Here is a 13,810-nt window from a genome sequence, read left to right as displayed (position 1 = left end):
ATATCACACACATAACACCTCAACCGACTTTGTGTAGGAAATACATATCTAGTAGCGCATTCTCCACAAAACGGGCATTGCATATCTGTTTTTATTTTGTTCATACTTTCCACCAAAATCCCACGCCTGCCAATTTGTGAGCGAGGCAAGCGTGAGTGAAATTCTTTGCGTCATTCGTCCAAAAGTCACATAAGTGTCACTGACGCATTTTCTAGTTCGCAGTTTTACAAGAATGCCCGGCTTGTTGGTTTTTGAGTTGTTTCCAAAATGGAAATAGTTGTTTTTGGTTATTTTGATTCTTCGATAGCAAACATGTCCTCGAATTCATCTGTCTGCTCCTTAAATTTCATCGGGCTGTCCCCTCTGAAATAAAATCCATTTTCATCCAATTCCCCTTTAACTCCTGTCGCCCAAGACAAGAAAACTGAACCTTGGCAGTCAGGACAATTCATGAATTTAAAGTAAGACGGGACTTTCCACCGCTTCGCACATCCGCAAAATGGGCATTGTAAATCAACATCTACCTTCTCGCTTGGTTTCTGCGAAACCGCTGGACTTCCGCTAAATTTTGCTGAAAACCCGTCTGTGACTTCTTTGATATTGATATGATCGATTTCAGCTATTTTTTCAGCATCATTTTTTAAAACGGCCCCTGCATTCTCAGGCTCTTTCTGACTCAAATCCTCAAGGATTTCATCAGACCCTGTAATCATCTGATAGGCCTTGAATAAGGTTTGATAATCAAGTTCCTGCGTTCTCTCAAAACTCAATTTTACGTCATCTTGTTCAATATAGATTTTCATTCTTTCCTCACTTTTCCTGGATAACATCCCGGACTTCTACAATTTCATTTCAAGTTCTGCCTGTGTTAACGGCTCAATTCGTTGATAACCTTGGACAGTGTAGTTTTTCTTGTATTCAAATCCCAAATCCGCAAGGCTATTCTTGAAATAGTCTTTTTCTTTCGTGTCAGCGAAATACACTTCCAAGGTCATTTTTTGGGTATATCGTTTTAAGCCATTCTCATCCCCTCTGACGGCTTCTTGCTGGTTTTGGGATAATCGCCCACTGTCTAAGATTTCGCCCGTCTCTGGGTCAAATTCTTGCGTTTCCTCGTCGATATGACAGCCAAGGATTGTTCTAAACTCTGGATGTTCATTTTGTTGTTGAGCTAAAACTTCCTCACGTTCTCGTTCAGCTCGCTCTTGAGCCAATCTCAATTCTTCCTTTTGCTTTTCAAAAGCGTAATCTACCTTGATTTGTTCCAACACTTCAACCAAAGTCATGTCTTTCAACATACGAATATATGGCTGGTCTGTCATTCCGTACTCGGCACATTGTCCTGAGATTGCTGAGATGGTTTTCTTGTACTCTTCTTGCTTCTGATACTCAAATGTAATCATGTCATCAAGCGACTTCATCGTAACTTTCTTGAGTGTCACACCGTCAGCCATGAAATCGCCTGCCTTGATGTACTCAAGTGCTTTCTCATCAAATAGACGAGGGTCTAGCATGTATTCTGACGCCTTGTTTGTGATGTACCCCTTAACCGTATCCAGTCTGAGTGCTTTCTGATGGTCTTCAAACTCTTTGACATCTTTCGCAATCTTTTTGATAACACCGTCCAGCGGTTCAACCTGCTCTGTGATGTATTCGTTGAAATCGTCAGCTGTTTTTGACAAAACCTTTTTGATTTTGATACGCTCATCAGATATCTGCTTGAATAGTTTTCTGAGATCAGCTAATACCTGCTTATCGTCCTTGATTGTCGAAGCAGTAACTGTATAATTTTGATACTTCGTTACCACCTCTTTAATATTTTGTTCAAATAATTCACGGTCTAAAATTTCAACCTCTGCCTGAGTGATACTTACTTGTAATTCTTGCATGTTAGTACTCCATTTCTTCTAAGAGTTCGCCTTGTAGCGGTTCGTCTTCAAAATTAGGAATTTCATCTTCTGGATAAGCTGATGATTGGTGTTTCTCCTGCTCTCGCTTCATCTCTTCAATCTGAGCCATTTTCCTCGTTCTCACTTCTTCTTGAGATTCTTGAGGAGTTACATCGATAGGAGCTGCTTGTTCCATTTCCTCACTTGTATAAAGTCCGCCCACATCTTCTGAGAACGAATCACGGACTGCTGCAACAATTGCAACTTTCTCAATCATCTGCCCTGGCGCTTTTTGCCACCAGTTCTTCCCAGTGTTATATGCTGACAACTCAACTTCACGATATACCGGTCTAGTTCTATCTTTACGATAAACCTCACACCAACCACCGATTAGAGTACAATTTTTAGGTAAGATGACACCTTTTTTATTTTTTAACTCTCCACTTGCGTCTTCGTAGATAATTCCACTTTCAAAACCGTCATAATTTTGATTTTGTTCCGCACGCTTCATAAAAGCGTCCTTTGAGACAACAATCTGTGCAGGATTGTTTCCGTACTTGATAAAGTAAACTTCTTTCGTGAATGGGTTTAAATTACGATTTTTCACGATAGCCAGTAAAGTTTGTAATTCTTGTGGGCTTGCTTGGTGTTTTGGGTCAACAAAATTTCGCAATGTTGCTCCGTCTAGTTTTTGCAAATCTGTTAGATATGCACCTTTTGTTTGTGTTAGTTCGTTTGTCATTTCTTTCTACCTTTCGTCTTCTTAAGGTTCCAATTTTCACGCTTCAAGCGTCGATTTTCGTTTTGCAATTTCAAAATAATATTTTGTTGTTCGTTAATGATTTTCCCCAGCTCGAGCCCAAGATGAATATATTCAGCTCGCCAGTTGTCGATTTCTTCGTGTAGCTCCTGAATCATATTTCATCACCCACGTATCGACGTCGACCGCATCCGATATCCACATATTCGCTCGGGTCAAGTTCTTCTCGTTCTTCAGGCGGTTGCATTATATCTCTGTCGTAATCAAACATGCGCATACACCTTCCCTAGTTCAAGCACTCGTTTCACATATCTAGCCTTGGATGTTAGCCCAAGATCCAGCAATTCGTTTTTTTCTTCATGATTGGCCAAAAGCCATACACGGTTTTCAAGTTCAATTCTAGTCATTATCTGATCCTCAGCGTAGCACTTTCATAATCACTTTCTTAGGTTCTGGCAAAGCTAACGGCTCTGGCTTCAAACCTTCAGGTCTTTCATTGTCAAACGTAAATCCTTGAAACTCTCTGCGGATGTTTTGACGGATCTCCTCACGTTCAAGCTCACGACCGATTTCAACCGCTTCGTTAAACGCTTGTATAATCTTCGTGTCACGTTCTTCTAACTTGCGTTGTTTCTCAAGTTCGTGCAGTTCCATTTGTCGTGCTAAAATCCCAGCACCAATAAATCCTAAAATCACTGCGCCAGTTCCTAAAAGCTGATTAATTAATGGTGGTTCAAACATTTTTTCTATCTCCTTTATTTTGCTAACTGACTCTGAAACCGAAGTACATCGTTCAAGTCATATAAATACTTACCGCCTTTAGCATTTTGCTGATAGCGGAATTTCCCTGCGTCTCTGAAATCTTCGATTTTCTTACGACCCCAGCCTGTCCTTTCTTGAACATCTTTGATTGAAGCCCAGTTCGTACCTCTTGATACTCGTAGTTTAGCTTCAGTCATAGCTTTCACATTTAACTGGACAAGTTCTGCAAGCAGTTCATTTTTGAAATCTTCTCCAAACAATTCCAAAGCCATTGGCAATTTCCTCTCTTTCGTGTTATAATTTAGTTAGTAATTTTTGATTAGCGCCTGATTGCCGTCAGGTGCTTTCTTTGTTTTACATTAGACAGAAAGTCTAATCATTGACAGGCTTGGCTTTTAATTCAACTTCAATAATACTAAGTCGATCGATTGCTTGTTGCAATTCTTCGGCTTTTTTTGATACTTCTTTACAGGCTTCCTTGAATTCTTCAATACCAGAAACTTCAACATTAAGCCGATATCCTATTGGTCTCATTTCTTTCTCCTTTGTATTTATTTTTTCTAACCTCTCTTTTATTTATTAAGAGAAGTAGGACTTGTTGTTAGTTAATAATTATTGTTATTTAATACTTGTTGTTAGTTAATACTTATTAGTGCCCAAAATCTGACATCTCACTTTCTGACATCTCACTTTCTGACATCTCACTTTTTGGAATGTCAGAATTATAATTCATAGACGCCTTTTTGATAGACAGGTTTAATCTCTGTTTCATAATATCGAATTGGGAATCAGATATTTTTTCATCTGAAAAGAATCTGAATATGTGACTCCCTCCATTTCCAGGAGGTTTTTTTCTGATTTTTCGCAAATATCCAGCCTCTTCAAAGATTTTGAAATACTTATCAATTGTCTTCCGGTTAACACCTTTTCGCTTGGCTATCTCCTCTGGATAGACTTGCCAGTTTGGGTGATTAGCCAACACCACCATCATGATGCCAACAGCTGTAAAATCCATCGCAGGATCATTGATGAAGCTATTACTAACAGCTGTGTAGTCATTAGTTGGATTCCTGAAAGATGAATTGGCAATCTAAATTTTTAAAGTCTGTCATACGCTCTCCTTTCTATTTCTAATCTCCTTTTCTGCTATAATGACTCTATCTTCCATCCCTGCACCTACGCTGGTTTAACTTTATTCAGTTCCTTAATTTCCATCTTGGTATTATGTGATGGCTCCCATGAGTCCCAATAAGTAAAAGCCTTCTCTTCGTCTTTTTTCTTCAGTAGGTCATACCGTGGAATCCTAAAGAACTCTTTAAAGTCTTTAGCAGCCTGACGAAATACCTTGCCAGCAAAAGAACGGTCTTTATAAGCTTGGCTATCCTTACCACCAAGAGCCTTGATGACTTTCACTTTTCTTAAATTTTCAAGTTCTAAACAAATTGATGGGTTGACTGGTTGCTCATTTTTAAGATAATCAACATCTCCTGCCAACACTTCCTGATTTTGCTTCAGTTCTTTTTGAGTTTGTAGAACCTGAATCAAGATATCTTCTTGAGTCAGTTCGTTCGGTTGAATTGTAACTACTTCATGCGTCATAAAATTTCTCCTTCCAAGATTTGATTGTCTTTATTTCTGATTGCTTGTAAATCCGTAAAGAATCGGATGCCTCGATTGACGAAACTATCGAACTCCTGACCAGCAACACCGTCCGTATGTAGAACTTTTTCTTCATCTGCGTAGATGAGACCGCCCATATTGGCAAGAAAATCATTCCCTTTCTGGATAAGGCTAAGGATATTCTTGTAGGAAGCAATTCTTTTCTGGTAGTCGTCCAACTGCCCTTGGGATTGCTGGATGGCTTTTGTCAATTCATCGTACTTGTTCGATTTTTCATCCACTTCTGCACGCTGATCGTACAGGTCTTTTAATTGCGCTTCAAGAAAGGCATTCCTTTCCTCTGCTGACTCGGCACGCTCTTCTAGTTTTTGACGATTCTGGAGGGCTTCCTGATAGTCCGCTGGCATGACAGGGACTTCTTTCACGATTTCCTTAGTCGGTTCTTGCCCATTTTGCAGTTCCATTATTTTTCTTTTCGCTGCGGAAAATTTTAATTTCAAATCTTGCAACTCTCTGACTGTTGGGCTATCTCCTTGCTCAATCCTGTTTAGTTGAGCTTGCTTCTCCTCTGCTGGAAGGGTTGCGATGAGATAAAGGGCTGTACTACCTAAATTACTCAACGTTGGGTAATTTGGTAATTCTTTAGCAACCTTCATCATGCGATTTGCTTCCGACCAACTCAAATCAACTTTCTTCAACCACGCCATAAACTGCCCATGAGTCAAATCATGTTCCTTAACGTGATTGAGTCGTCTGCCGATTTCCCAGATTGACTGCCCTGCAATTTGTTTGTGATGATTGATTTCTAGTTCAATCTGATTGAGATTGTTTGATAAAGCTATTTCATTCACTCTCTAATCCCTTTCTGTTTAATCTCAAATTGAGATATTTTATTTTAAAAAAATAATTCACTCTCTGATTTGTGAAAATAATTAGAAATAATAGATATCTCATAATCATGGAATGGAGCTTTGCCATTTTCTTTTAATTCATATTGTCTGCGATTTTTCAAACCAATTAAATCTGCCATAAAAACTGTCGTAAGTTCATGCTTCTTTCTCTCTTTTCTAAGCTTTATTTTCGGCTTCAATTCTTGCTTTTTTAACTTTTGTTTTTTTGTAAGTTCCTGCACGCACTCACCCCCTTATCTAAATTCATCCAAGCTGACTTCCAGTGCATCAGCGACTTTGCATATATTCGGCCAGGAAAGGTATTTGACTTTTCCGCTTTTCAGGTCAGAAAAGAAACTTCGATTGACTCCAGCCATCTTAGATAATTGATGTCCGTTCAAATTTCTTTCCTGCATAATTCTGTTTAATTGTTCCCACATGTTATACCTCCAAAAACACTATATGTTGTTTAACACATATATATGATTAACAACATGTTGTGCTTTTCTGCTATCTATGTTATAATCATTCTTGACTAAGACCTCTCATGTTTTAGTCAAAATTCCAATAGAAAGGAGATATAATCATGGGCAAAAATCAGCATGTTGTCCCTGCCAAAAATGGTGGTTGGAACGTGAAAGGTGCTGGCAATTCAAGAGCAACTGTTCATACTTCTACAAAGAGTGAAGCTACAAATATTGCTAGACAAATTTCACGAAATCAAGGTTCCGAACTAATCATTCATGGCAAAGATGGGAAAATTCAAAGCCGTGACAGCCACGGTAAAGACCCATTCCCACCTAAAGGCTAGTCATAATTTGGTCTTAGCCTTACAACATATCCTGTAGCAGTGGTTACATCATCTAGTGTGACTTCTGCTATTTTTTTTGCTCCATCCTCTGTTTCAACAATTAGCCGTGTATAGAAGCGACTATCTAAAATGTTCATCAGATTTGGTTTGAAACTATACGGATATCGTCTTGGTCTCATTTTATACCCTCGTTTTACTTTCCAGCGCCCTGAGTTCTATCTCATGGCTGACTTGTCTAAATAGCTTCTCACACGCTATTTTAGCTTCTCTGTACGTTGTGTTCTCGCTGATGAAGTAATCAGCAAGTTCGATGATTTTATCTTCCATAATTTTCTCCAAAAATCAGTCTTAAGACTGATGTAAGCCCTTCAAAAACAGTATATATTTATATTATCCTTAACAAGAAAGGAGCTGATGCAAATTGGCAAAATTTTTGAAGGGGACTGTGGTTCAGTGATCTAGTTTAGCTAGGTAACCAACACGTTTTTACTGCGAGTGCGACTGCATGGAGCCTGACGCTGACTATAAGAGGGACTGCAGCTCTGCTTATAGCGGGACTGACAGACAACTACCGAGCGGCACTCAAAGACTAGCTAAACCACGTTGATTGCAGTGCTGGACGCATGACCAGCGAAGTTTCAACCAGTTGCTTTACACCAACTGTGAAATCTTATCAAAGTGTGCAGGTCTTGACCTAGTGTAAAGTAGGTTAAGACTTTTTTTATTGCTCAGGAACTTGTGAATCGTTCAAAGAAATCTTAGAATCTAACTCATCCACTTTCTCAGCAATATATGTCACGGTCCTCAATATCTCGTTGAGGGCTGTTCTTTCTAATTCGTTCATTTCCCTACTCCTTATCTTTTTTATGACTTCGGTGCTTCACTATCTGACGGATAGTAAAAGATACAATCACAAGTCCTGCTAGGATTATCAAACCAACATTTTCATCCATTGCTTTTCACGGCAAATGATGGTACACTATCAAGTAGAGGTTGGGGCATCGCCCCTTTCTCTACTTTTTCTTAAGCTCTTTGTCTTTGAGCTTGTAAGCTAAGTACTGCTTATGCCAAAGACGAGCTTCTCTAACTAAGCCTAGTACCAAGATGACGGTTGTGGTGTCCTTGGTTGCTAGGCTTTTTATGATGTGTTCCATCATTTGCCTTACCTCCTTTTCCTTAAGCTTGATTTAATTATATCTCGTTTTGAGATATTTGTCAATAATTTTTTATCACTTTTTGAGATTTTTTTATTTATTTTTTTGTCACGTTAGTATATAATAAGAAATGAAAGGAGTTGTTTAATATGAATATACTAGGTAACTCAATTAAAGAAGTAAGAAAATCCAAGAAATTAACTCAAAAAAAACTTGCCGAGCTGACAGGTTTTAAACAAAATACAATTTCTAACCATGAAAACGGAAATAGACAGTTAGATGAAAAGGATATTAGAATATATGCTCAGGCTTTAGAAGTTTCTCCTCAATATCTATTTGACCTAGCCAAACCTTCATCTATTGAAATTACCCCTACCACTTCTCATATCCAATCCATCTACGACCAACTAGAACTGCCTAGACAGGGGAAAGTCCTGACTTTTGCCGAGAGGCAACTGAAAGAGCAAAACGGAGAAGAAACGAAGATAAACGAAGTATCGGAAGTTATCAGCTTGTACCAAGTTGAGGTTGTATCTGAGACGGCAGCGGCTTGCGGATTTAACTATGGATTTGGTTACGACGATACTGACAGAGAGACTATAGAGGTTGACGAGCAACCACCACGCCACGATATTGCTACCAAGGTAAGCGGAGACTCCATGCAACCTGACTACCAAGACGGAGACATTCTCTATTTAGTAGACAAAGGACTGACTACCTACAACGGAGATTTGGCAGTTATCGCATACGGAGATCGTTCTTACTTCAAGAAGATATATACCGAAAACGGACGCTTACGCCTAGTGTCGCTCAATGACAAGTATGAAGACATCATCCTAGACTTCCCACCAGCCGAAGACACACACATCAAGATTTTTGCAGTTATTGGGGTGTATAGAGGGGAATAAAACTAAATTTAACAAAAATACCTTGACAAAATTTAAACAATACAGTAAAATGGAGATAATTTAAGAAAAAAGTGTCAATAACTCTACGGGGTCTGATGCGGAAGAAGTCTTCTCCATTTGCTTGGAGGAGGCTTTTTTTGAAACCATTTAAAGATTTAGAAGAACAACTTGATGTGCTCAAAGATAGAAATCTTGCTATCACCAATAGAGAGCGTACATTAAAATATTTATTGAGTAACAACTACTACAATATCATTAACGGATACAGTAAATTCTTTCAGATAATAGATAGTGATAATTATATAGAGGGCGTCACCTTCGATGAAGTGGCTTCTCTCTACACTTTTGACAAGGATATTAAGAGAGCTATCCTGCAATCTATACTTGAAGCTGAACATCATATAAAATCTATTACAGCTCATAGATTTGCAGAGGCTTATCAAAATCAACAATATGCTTATCTCGACACTAAAAATTACGACAACGATAAAATCCTTGATGTAGGCTATATCATATCTAGACTCTCTAAAATTGTGAACTATAATAAAAATAAGCGTGGAACTTCAATCAACCACTACTACACTAACCACAAAGATGTCCCGATATGGGTTTTAACTGACTACTTGGAATTTGGTGATACACGAAACATTATCAAAAATTTGCCAACGAGTCTACAAAATAAAATTGCAAAGGATTTAGTTAGTTTTTTAAAAACAAATAATCCCGATTTCACTGGTGTGTTCCCCCCAGAAACTATGATTTCTTTTTTAAAAAATATCAACCAAACAAGAAACGTATGTGCTCACAATAACAGACTGCTAAATTATAATTGTACTGCAAATAGTGTCTACTTTTCCCCTATCCATGATGACTTCAACTTACAAGACGACGATTCCAGAAAATCAGTCTACTCAACAGTTGTCAGCTTACAGTGCTTCATCAGCGGAGAAGAGTTCAATCGTTTGTGGAATACTCTCAGAAAAAAAGTTAGAAAACTTGAAAACAAACTAAAATCCGTTGATATAAACATTATAAATGCTACATTAGGATTTCCAAATAATTGGCACCGCAAGGAACCGAGAAAATAAATAAACCAACTCTTTCCATTTTGGAAATAGTTGGTATGTAAAAAACAGAAATAAAAAATGTGCAATAACTGATCCACATTAAAAGCTGAGAGAGGTTTCATTATGAATGAAGAACGCAAAGTTTTAGGTATTTTGGCTATTATTTTTGGAGCGATTGCTCTATTTGGGTCTTGGATGCCTATTATTAACAATCTATCTTTTGTTATTGCTATCTTAGCGCTTATATTGGGCTTGATAGGTCTAGCTATTAACAGAAAAAGACCAAAAATGTTGGCTATCATTGGTACAGTCTTAGCAGTCGTATCAATGGTTATTGTTATCGCTACGCAATTGATGTATGCCCGTGCTTTGAATAACGCTGCTAAAAACGTTGAAGAAACTGTCAGCTCAGTAAGTTCTTCTATCGAATCATCACAAAAAGAAGAGGATGCTAAATTTAACTGGACAAAAGAACAGTTTGACGCTCTTCAGATGGGTGACATCACGAATTATGGAGCTGGTGGAACTAACTACGATGATATTGTTAGCGTTCATGGAGAACCAAATAGCATAAACACTACTACTGTTAATGATCATGAAAGCAGAACAATTTCATATTCTTCAGCAGGGACAAAACTCCGAAGCATTACTTTGACATTTAGCAAACAAGAAAATGGTGCTTATTTATTGACTGCTAAAGTCGGCATCGGATTGGAATAATTCAAAATAAAAAAATCCCCACACTCGCCATCGCCAAATTTTGAGTGTGAGGATATCGTCTATAAGGAAACAACCATTCAAAAGGTCGTTTTCTTGTACCCATTTTATCAAGAAATGAGGTAAAAATCAATGGAAATAAAGTCTTATAAAAAGAAAAACGGAGAGACGGCTTTTGGTTTTAGAATTTACGTCGGAAAAGAAAACGGAAAAGACAAGTATATTAAACGAAGAGGATTTGCGACTAAAGCTAAAGCAAGAGCAGCACTACTTCAACTTCAGGAAGATATAGAAAGTGGAGAACAAAGCAGGAAAGAAATCACGGTTGAGGAAATCGCAAAAAAATGGCTCAAAGATTATTCTGAGACAGTGCAAGAAAGCACATACATCAAGACATCTAGGAATTTCAAGAATCACATCTATCCAGCTTTCGGCAATAGAAAGATAGCTACGATAACACCACTTCAAATGCAGGAACAAGCTAACGAGTGGTCGAAGAAACTGGTCTATGGCCGTAAGTTAAAGGGGTTGATGAATAATGTTTTTAAGTATGCAATCAGACATGGTTACATTGATACCAATCCAGTAGACAGCGTGATTACATCAACAAGAAAGAAATCAGATAACAAGAGCGATTTCTATAGCAAAGACGAACTTAAAAAATTTTTAAAACTTGTCTCCAAAACAAAGGATCTAGAGAAGATAACTCTATTCCGTCTTCTGGCCTTCACAGGGGCACGAAAAGGGGAGATTTTAGCTCTTGAGTGGAATGACTGGACAGATAATACTCTTGACATAAATAAGGCCATTACAAGAGGTTTTGCAGGCGAAGAGATAGGCAATACCAAAACGGTAAGCAGTAATCGACTAATCAGTCTGGACAAGAAAACAAAAAGTATTTTGAAAAAATGGAAAAAGCAAAATCCAAACACCAAATACATTTTTGAAAATGAATTTAAAAAGCCAATTCCAAGCACTCTTCCTAGAAAGTGGCTTATCAAAATTGTGGAAGGTAGCGACCTACGTCCAATTAAAATCCATGGATTCAGACATACACATGCCAGCCTTTGTTTTGACGCTGGTATGACTTTGAAGCAAGTCCAACATCGGTTAGGACATTCCGACTTGAAGACGACCATGAACGTTTATACTCACATAACTAAGCAAGCAAAGGATGACATCGGAGAACGCTTTGCCAATTATATTAATTTTTAAACACAACAGACCTTCTTCAAAAAGAGGGTCTGTTTTAGGGTCTGTCTTTTTCGCAAAAGAATACCAAGGAATACCAAACTCAAAAATAAAAAACGTTGATTTAACAACGTTTTACAAAGGAATGCAAAAGAATGCAAAGGAATAATGGAGCCGGTGGGAGTCGAACCCACGTCCAAACACCTGCCAACATATTTGTCTACAACCATAGGTTATGTATTAGTTTAACAGTCCCTCGACACATAACTCAAGCCTAGAAACTGCGAGTCTATCAATCTCTTATCAAGCCGCTAGACAAGGCTTAATCGTATCTCGCTAATAATAAGACCTGTCATTGAACACGAGCAATCCAAATCGGGTCACGCCTGCTGGTTTTTAGGCAGCTAGAGCGTAAGAAGTGTTATTTTTTGCAGTTATATTTAACTGAGCGTTTACGTCGCCACACGAGTCGCAAAATATGCCTCATAATGCCTGTCGAATCCGTAACGACCCCAAAAGACAATAAAACCATTATACCTTATCTAACTCAAAAATGCAAAAAGGAAATCAACTAACTAAAAAAGATAGTCTTTCAAGGCTTTGGTCAAAACCTGGTAACCGGCAACACTGAGATGAAGTCCATCAGTTGTGTAGTCTTTTTTGAGTTGACCTGTTTGGTCTGTCAAACAATCAAATACTGGCACAAATTCCACCTGCATATAGGCAGAAGCAAGCTCTTGATAGGCTTGATTCCACTCCTGTATCTTTTCATTCGTGCGGATATAGACAGTCTGCTTGTACTCCTCTCCCTCATTGACTGGCAAAATAGAAAGCAATTTCATCTCAGTCAATGGATAATCGCGAGCAATAGACTGTATGATAGCTTCGAGATTATTGAGAGCCTCATTCACAGGCACATCTTTTCCGATATCGTTCGTCCCAATCAAAAGGACAATTTTATCTACTGCTCCACCGTATAGATGCGCATCTAGATTCTCTAGTAACAGCCCTGTCTGATAACCTCGAATGCCTCGATTGACAATCGTCTTTGAAGTTCCAAATAATTCCTGTAGAGGATAATATTCAACAATGGAATCCCCAATAAAAAGAATGTCTGGCTCTACAACAGAAACCTGATTTAAGTGACGATACTTAGTTTGGATTTTTTCTTGTTCCTTTAGTAACCAATTTTCTAATAACTGTACTGCCACTTCATTCTCCTTTTTCTAACCAGTTTTCCAAGACTTGATAAACTCCGCCTTGGCTGTTGGCTGGCGCTAGAGCCGTCGCCACAGCTTTGGCCTTATCATCAGCATTTTCCATTGCATAGGCAATTCCAGCCATTTCAAGCATTTCAACATCATTTTCACTGTCACCAAAAGCCATGATTTGTTGGGAGTTCAAATCCCAGCGCTTGAGTAATTCTTCCAAGCCCCATGCTTTATGAATCCCAGCTTGAAGGATATCAATGCAACCATAGCCACTGGATACAGCCCGAACACGGCCATCAAAGAGGTCATTGATTTCTTCCAAGACCGAATTCAACCGTTCCTCACCAACAACCATACTCATCTTGAGCACACCACCAAAGAGATCAGAGGTTAATTCATCCACAAACTGTATCCGTTGGTAGAATTTTTCAATCATTTCTGGAGTCATAAAACTTTCAAGATCTGTAAAAATCGTACCTTCTTTGACGAAACCACCCCTCATAGCCGTCACAACAAACTGATCCTGACACGCTCGACCCTTAAAATGAGCCAAAGCCTTATCGACAATGGCATCATCCCAAGTCTGAGCCTGAATCAGTTCATTGTTTTCAAAAATATGAGCACCGTTTGCAACAACCAGAACCACCCGATCGACCAAGTGCTCCAGTAGTTGCCTCATTCGATGAATTTCATTCCCAGTCGCAATGACAAAACGAATACCCCTTTGATCCAACTGATCTAAAATCTTTTCCAAGCGTGGAAGATCAAGCTGGCCTCTAGCATCCAGCAAGGTCCCATCCATATCTGTTGCAATTACCTTAATCGTCATT

At 38.6% G+C, this 13,810-nt stretch carries 23 protein-coding genes and 1 other RNA gene; 5 read left to right on the top strand and 19 right to left on the bottom strand.

Features of this window, described 5'->3' with window-relative positions:
- Positions 1–287: 287 nt before the first annotated feature.
- The 12 genes from B7698_RS10270 to B7698_RS08575 all read right to left on the bottom strand — a co-directional run bounded on the left by B7698_RS10270 (position 288) and on the right by B7698_RS08575 (position 6,361).
- The gene (locus B7698_RS10270; RefSeq protein ID WP_192855130.1) at positions 288–803 is read right to left on the bottom strand and encodes a hypothetical protein; all 516 of its coding nucleotides are present in this window, start codon (positions 801–803) and stop codon (positions 288–290) included.
- 36 nt (positions 804–839) lie between these two features.
- A complete protein-coding gene (locus B7698_RS08625) occupies positions 840–1,889 on the bottom strand; it encodes a DUF1351 domain-containing protein (RefSeq protein ID WP_084865301.1) in 1,050 nt (349 codons plus the stop codon).
- Between the two features lies 1 nt (position 1,890).
- Positions 1,891–2,631 (bottom strand): phage recombination protein Bet, encoded by a 741-nt coding sequence (gene bet, locus B7698_RS08620; RefSeq protein WP_001862967.1) that lies wholly within the window; start codon positions 2,629–2,631, stop codon positions 1,891–1,893.
- Entirely contained in the window at positions 2,628–2,807 is a 180-nt protein-coding gene (locus tag B7698_RS08615; protein WP_084865299.1) for a hypothetical protein, read from the bottom strand. The genes bet and B7698_RS08615 overlap by 4 nt, the downstream gene beginning before the upstream one ends.
- A gap of 259 nt (positions 2,808–3,066) precedes the next feature.
- On the bottom strand, positions 3,067–3,390 hold the full coding sequence (locus B7698_RS08610) for a hypothetical protein (protein WP_084865297.1): 324 nt from the start codon (positions 3,388–3,390) through the stop codon (positions 3,067–3,069).
- A 14-nt stretch (positions 3,391–3,404) separates the two neighbouring features.
- Positions 3,405–3,683, bottom strand: coding sequence for a helix-turn-helix domain-containing protein (locus B7698_RS08605; RefSeq protein ID WP_084865295.1), 279 nt, complete (start codon positions 3,681–3,683; stop codon positions 3,405–3,407).
- Between the two features lie 100 nt (positions 3,684–3,783).
- The gene (locus B7698_RS08600) at positions 3,784–3,945 is read right to left on the bottom strand and encodes a hypothetical protein (RefSeq protein ID WP_084865294.1); all 162 of its coding nucleotides are present in this window, start codon (positions 3,943–3,945) and stop codon (positions 3,784–3,786) included.
- A 115-nt stretch (positions 3,946–4,060) separates the two neighbouring features.
- Positions 4,061–4,426 carry a helix-turn-helix domain-containing protein gene (locus B7698_RS08595; protein WP_239822596.1) on the bottom strand — a complete coding sequence of 122 codons (366 nt, stop codon included), beginning with the start codon at positions 4,424–4,426 and terminating at the stop codon, positions 4,061–4,063.
- A 161-nt stretch (positions 4,427–4,587) separates the two neighbouring features.
- A complete protein-coding gene (locus B7698_RS08590; protein ID WP_084865292.1) occupies positions 4,588–5,010 on the bottom strand; it encodes an ORF6C domain-containing protein in 423 nt (140 codons plus the stop codon).
- Entirely contained in the window at positions 5,007–5,882 is an 876-nt protein-coding gene (locus tag B7698_RS08585; protein ID WP_084865291.1) for a DUF3102 domain-containing protein, read from the bottom strand. The genes B7698_RS08590 and B7698_RS08585 overlap by 4 nt, the downstream gene beginning before the upstream one ends.
- Before the next feature lie 44 nt (positions 5,883–5,926).
- On the bottom strand, positions 5,927–6,163 hold the full coding sequence (locus B7698_RS08580) for a hypothetical protein (RefSeq protein WP_001157069.1): 237 nt from the start codon (positions 6,161–6,163) through the stop codon (positions 5,927–5,929).
- Between the two features lie 12 nt (positions 6,164–6,175).
- Positions 6,176–6,361 (bottom strand): helix-turn-helix domain-containing protein, encoded by a 186-nt coding sequence (locus B7698_RS08575; RefSeq protein ID WP_084865289.1) that lies wholly within the window; start codon positions 6,359–6,361, stop codon positions 6,176–6,178.
- 146 nt (positions 6,362–6,507) lie between these two features.
- On the opposite strand from B7698_RS08575, the gene B7698_RS08570 reads away from it, so the two are divergent.
- Positions 6,508–6,732, top strand: coding sequence for a DUF2188 domain-containing protein (locus B7698_RS08570; RefSeq protein ID WP_084865287.1), 225 nt, complete (start codon positions 6,508–6,510; stop codon positions 6,730–6,732).
- On the opposite strand, the gene B7698_RS08565 is transcribed toward B7698_RS08570, so the two are convergent.
- The 4 genes from B7698_RS08565 to B7698_RS08560 all read right to left on the bottom strand — a co-directional run bounded on the left by B7698_RS08565 (position 6,729) and on the right by B7698_RS08560 (position 7,889).
- The gene (locus B7698_RS08565; protein ID WP_023947987.1) at positions 6,729–6,911 is read right to left on the bottom strand and encodes a hypothetical protein; all 183 of its coding nucleotides are present in this window, start codon (positions 6,909–6,911) and stop codon (positions 6,729–6,731) included. The genes B7698_RS08570 and B7698_RS08565 overlap by 4 nt on opposite strands.
- A 1-nt stretch (position 6,912) precedes the next feature.
- On the bottom strand, positions 6,913–7,059 hold the full coding sequence (locus B7698_RS10265; protein ID WP_192855129.1) for a hypothetical protein: 147 nt from the start codon (positions 7,057–7,059) through the stop codon (positions 6,913–6,915).
- Positions 7,060–7,453: 394 nt separating this feature from the next.
- Positions 7,454–7,576 carry a hypothetical protein gene (locus B7698_RS10430; RefSeq protein ID WP_001003831.1) on the bottom strand — a complete coding sequence of 41 codons (123 nt, stop codon included), beginning with the start codon at positions 7,574–7,576 and terminating at the stop codon, positions 7,454–7,456.
- Positions 7,577–7,745: 169 nt separating this feature from the next.
- Positions 7,746–7,889 carry a hypothetical protein gene (locus tag B7698_RS08560; RefSeq protein WP_084865286.1) on the bottom strand — a complete coding sequence of 48 codons (144 nt, stop codon included), beginning with the start codon at positions 7,887–7,889 and terminating at the stop codon, positions 7,746–7,748.
- 146 nt (positions 7,890–8,035) lie between these two features.
- Here B7698_RS08560 and B7698_RS08555 point away from each other — a divergent pair, with 146 nt between their 5' ends.
- The 4 genes from B7698_RS08555 (at position 8,036) to B7698_RS08540 (ending at position 11,793) form a co-directional block, all read left to right on the top strand.
- Positions 8,036–8,794 (top strand): LexA family transcriptional regulator, encoded by a 759-nt coding sequence (locus B7698_RS08555; RefSeq protein ID WP_084865284.1) that lies wholly within the window; start codon positions 8,036–8,038, stop codon positions 8,792–8,794.
- A gap of 137 nt (positions 8,795–8,931) precedes the next feature.
- Positions 8,932–9,882: an Abi family protein gene (locus B7698_RS08550; protein WP_084865282.1), complete on the top strand. Its 951-nt coding sequence runs from the start codon at positions 8,932–8,934 to the stop codon at positions 9,880–9,882.
- Between the two features lie 102 nt (positions 9,883–9,984).
- Positions 9,985–10,581, top strand: a complete 597-nt coding sequence (locus tag B7698_RS08545; RefSeq protein WP_084865280.1) for a CD20-like domain-containing protein — start codon at positions 9,985–9,987, stop codon at positions 10,579–10,581.
- A 129-nt stretch (positions 10,582–10,710) separates the two neighbouring features.
- Complete coding sequence (locus tag B7698_RS08540; RefSeq protein ID WP_049542781.1) at positions 10,711–11,793, top strand: tyrosine-type recombinase/integrase; 1,083 nt, start codon at positions 10,711–10,713, stop codon at positions 11,791–11,793.
- Positions 11,794–11,935: 142 nt separating this feature from the next.
- Here the strand turns inward: B7698_RS08540 and ssrA are convergent.
- From ssrA to B7698_RS08525, 3 genes are all read right to left on the bottom strand, one after another.
- Positions 11,936–12,283, bottom strand: a transfer-messenger RNA (tmRNA) gene (gene ssrA, locus B7698_RS08535).
- Positions 12,284–12,344: 61 nt separating this feature from the next.
- Positions 12,345–12,980 (bottom strand): SGNH/GDSL hydrolase family protein, encoded by a 636-nt coding sequence (locus B7698_RS08530; RefSeq protein WP_084865278.1) that lies wholly within the window; start codon positions 12,978–12,980, stop codon positions 12,345–12,347.
- A gap of 1 nt (position 12,981) precedes the next feature.
- Entirely contained in the window at positions 12,982–13,809 is an 828-nt protein-coding gene (locus B7698_RS08525) for an HAD family hydrolase (RefSeq protein ID WP_084865276.1), read from the bottom strand.
- Position 13,810 lies beyond the last annotated feature (1 nt).

It is taken from the genome of Streptococcus mitis (assembly GCF_002096855.1).
GTDB lineage: Bacteria > Bacillota > Bacilli > Lactobacillales > Streptococcaceae > Streptococcus > Streptococcus mitis_Y.
This window is presented reverse-complemented; position numbering and strand designations above follow the sequence as displayed.

What these genes read in the sequence shown, in the direction of transcription:
- B7698_RS08560 (WP_084865286.1), bottom strand. Translation starts at nt 7,889, where the DNA reads ATGATGGAACACATCATAAAAAGCCTAGCAACCAAGGACACCACAACC.
- B7698_RS08590 (WP_084865292.1), bottom strand. Translation starts at nt 5,010, where the DNA reads ATGACGCATGAAGTAGTTACAATTCAACCGAACGAACTGACTCAAGAA.
- B7698_RS08575 (WP_084865289.1), bottom strand. Translation starts at nt 6,361, where the DNA reads ATGTGGGAACAATTAAACAGAATTATGCAGGAAAGAAATTTGAACGGA.
- B7698_RS08565 (WP_023947987.1), bottom strand. Translation starts at nt 6,911, where the DNA reads ATGAGACCAAGACGATATCCGTATAGTTTCAAACCAAATCTGATGAAC.
- B7698_RS08615 (WP_084865299.1), bottom strand. Translation starts at nt 2,807, where the DNA reads ATGATTCAGGAGCTACACGAAGAAATCGACAACTGGCGAGCTGAATAT.
- B7698_RS08600 (WP_084865294.1), bottom strand. Translation starts at nt 3,945, where the DNA reads ATGAGACCAATAGGATATCGGCTTAATGTTGAAGTTTCTGGTATTGAA.
- B7698_RS10430 (WP_001003831.1), bottom strand. Translation starts at nt 7,576, where the DNA reads ATGAACGAATTAGAAAGAACAGCCCTCAACGAGATATTGAGGACCGTG.
- B7698_RS10270 (WP_192855130.1), bottom strand. Translation starts at nt 803, where the DNA reads ATGAAAATCTATATTGAACAAGATGACGTAAAATTGAGTTTTGAGAGA.
- B7698_RS08525 (WP_084865276.1), bottom strand. Translation starts at nt 13,809, where the DNA reads ATGACGATTAAGGTAATTGCAACAGATATGGATGGGACCTTGCTGGAT.
- B7698_RS08625 (WP_084865301.1), bottom strand. Translation starts at nt 1,889, where the DNA reads ATGCAAGAATTACAAGTAAGTATCACTCAGGCAGAGGTTGAAATTTTA.
- B7698_RS08570 (WP_084865287.1), top strand. Translation starts at nt 6,508, where the DNA reads ATGGGCAAAAATCAGCATGTTGTCCCTGCCAAAAATGGTGGTTGGAAC.
- B7698_RS08605 (WP_084865295.1), bottom strand. Translation starts at nt 3,683, where the DNA reads ATGGCTTTGGAATTGTTTGGAGAAGATTTCAAAAATGAACTGCTTGCA.
- B7698_RS08555 (WP_084865284.1), top strand. Translation starts at nt 8,036, where the DNA reads ATGAATATACTAGGTAACTCAATTAAAGAAGTAAGAAAATCCAAGAAA.
- B7698_RS08595 (WP_239822596.1), bottom strand. Translation starts at nt 4,426, where the DNA reads ATGGATTTTACAGCTGTTGGCATCATGATGGTGGTGTTGGCTAATCAC.
- B7698_RS08610 (WP_084865297.1), bottom strand. Translation starts at nt 3,390, where the DNA reads ATGTTTGAACCACCATTAATTAATCAGCTTTTAGGAACTGGCGCAGTG.
- B7698_RS08540 (WP_049542781.1), top strand. Translation starts at nt 10,711, where the DNA reads ATGGAAATAAAGTCTTATAAAAAGAAAAACGGAGAGACGGCTTTTGGT.
- B7698_RS08545 (WP_084865280.1), top strand. Translation starts at nt 9,985, where the DNA reads ATGAATGAAGAACGCAAAGTTTTAGGTATTTTGGCTATTATTTTTGGA.
- B7698_RS10265 (WP_192855129.1), bottom strand. Translation starts at nt 7,059, where the DNA reads ATGGAAGATAAAATCATCGAACTTGCTGATTACTTCATCAGCGAGAAC.
- bet (WP_001862967.1), bottom strand. Translation starts at nt 2,631, where the DNA reads ATGACAAACGAACTAACACAAACAAAAGGTGCATATCTAACAGATTTG.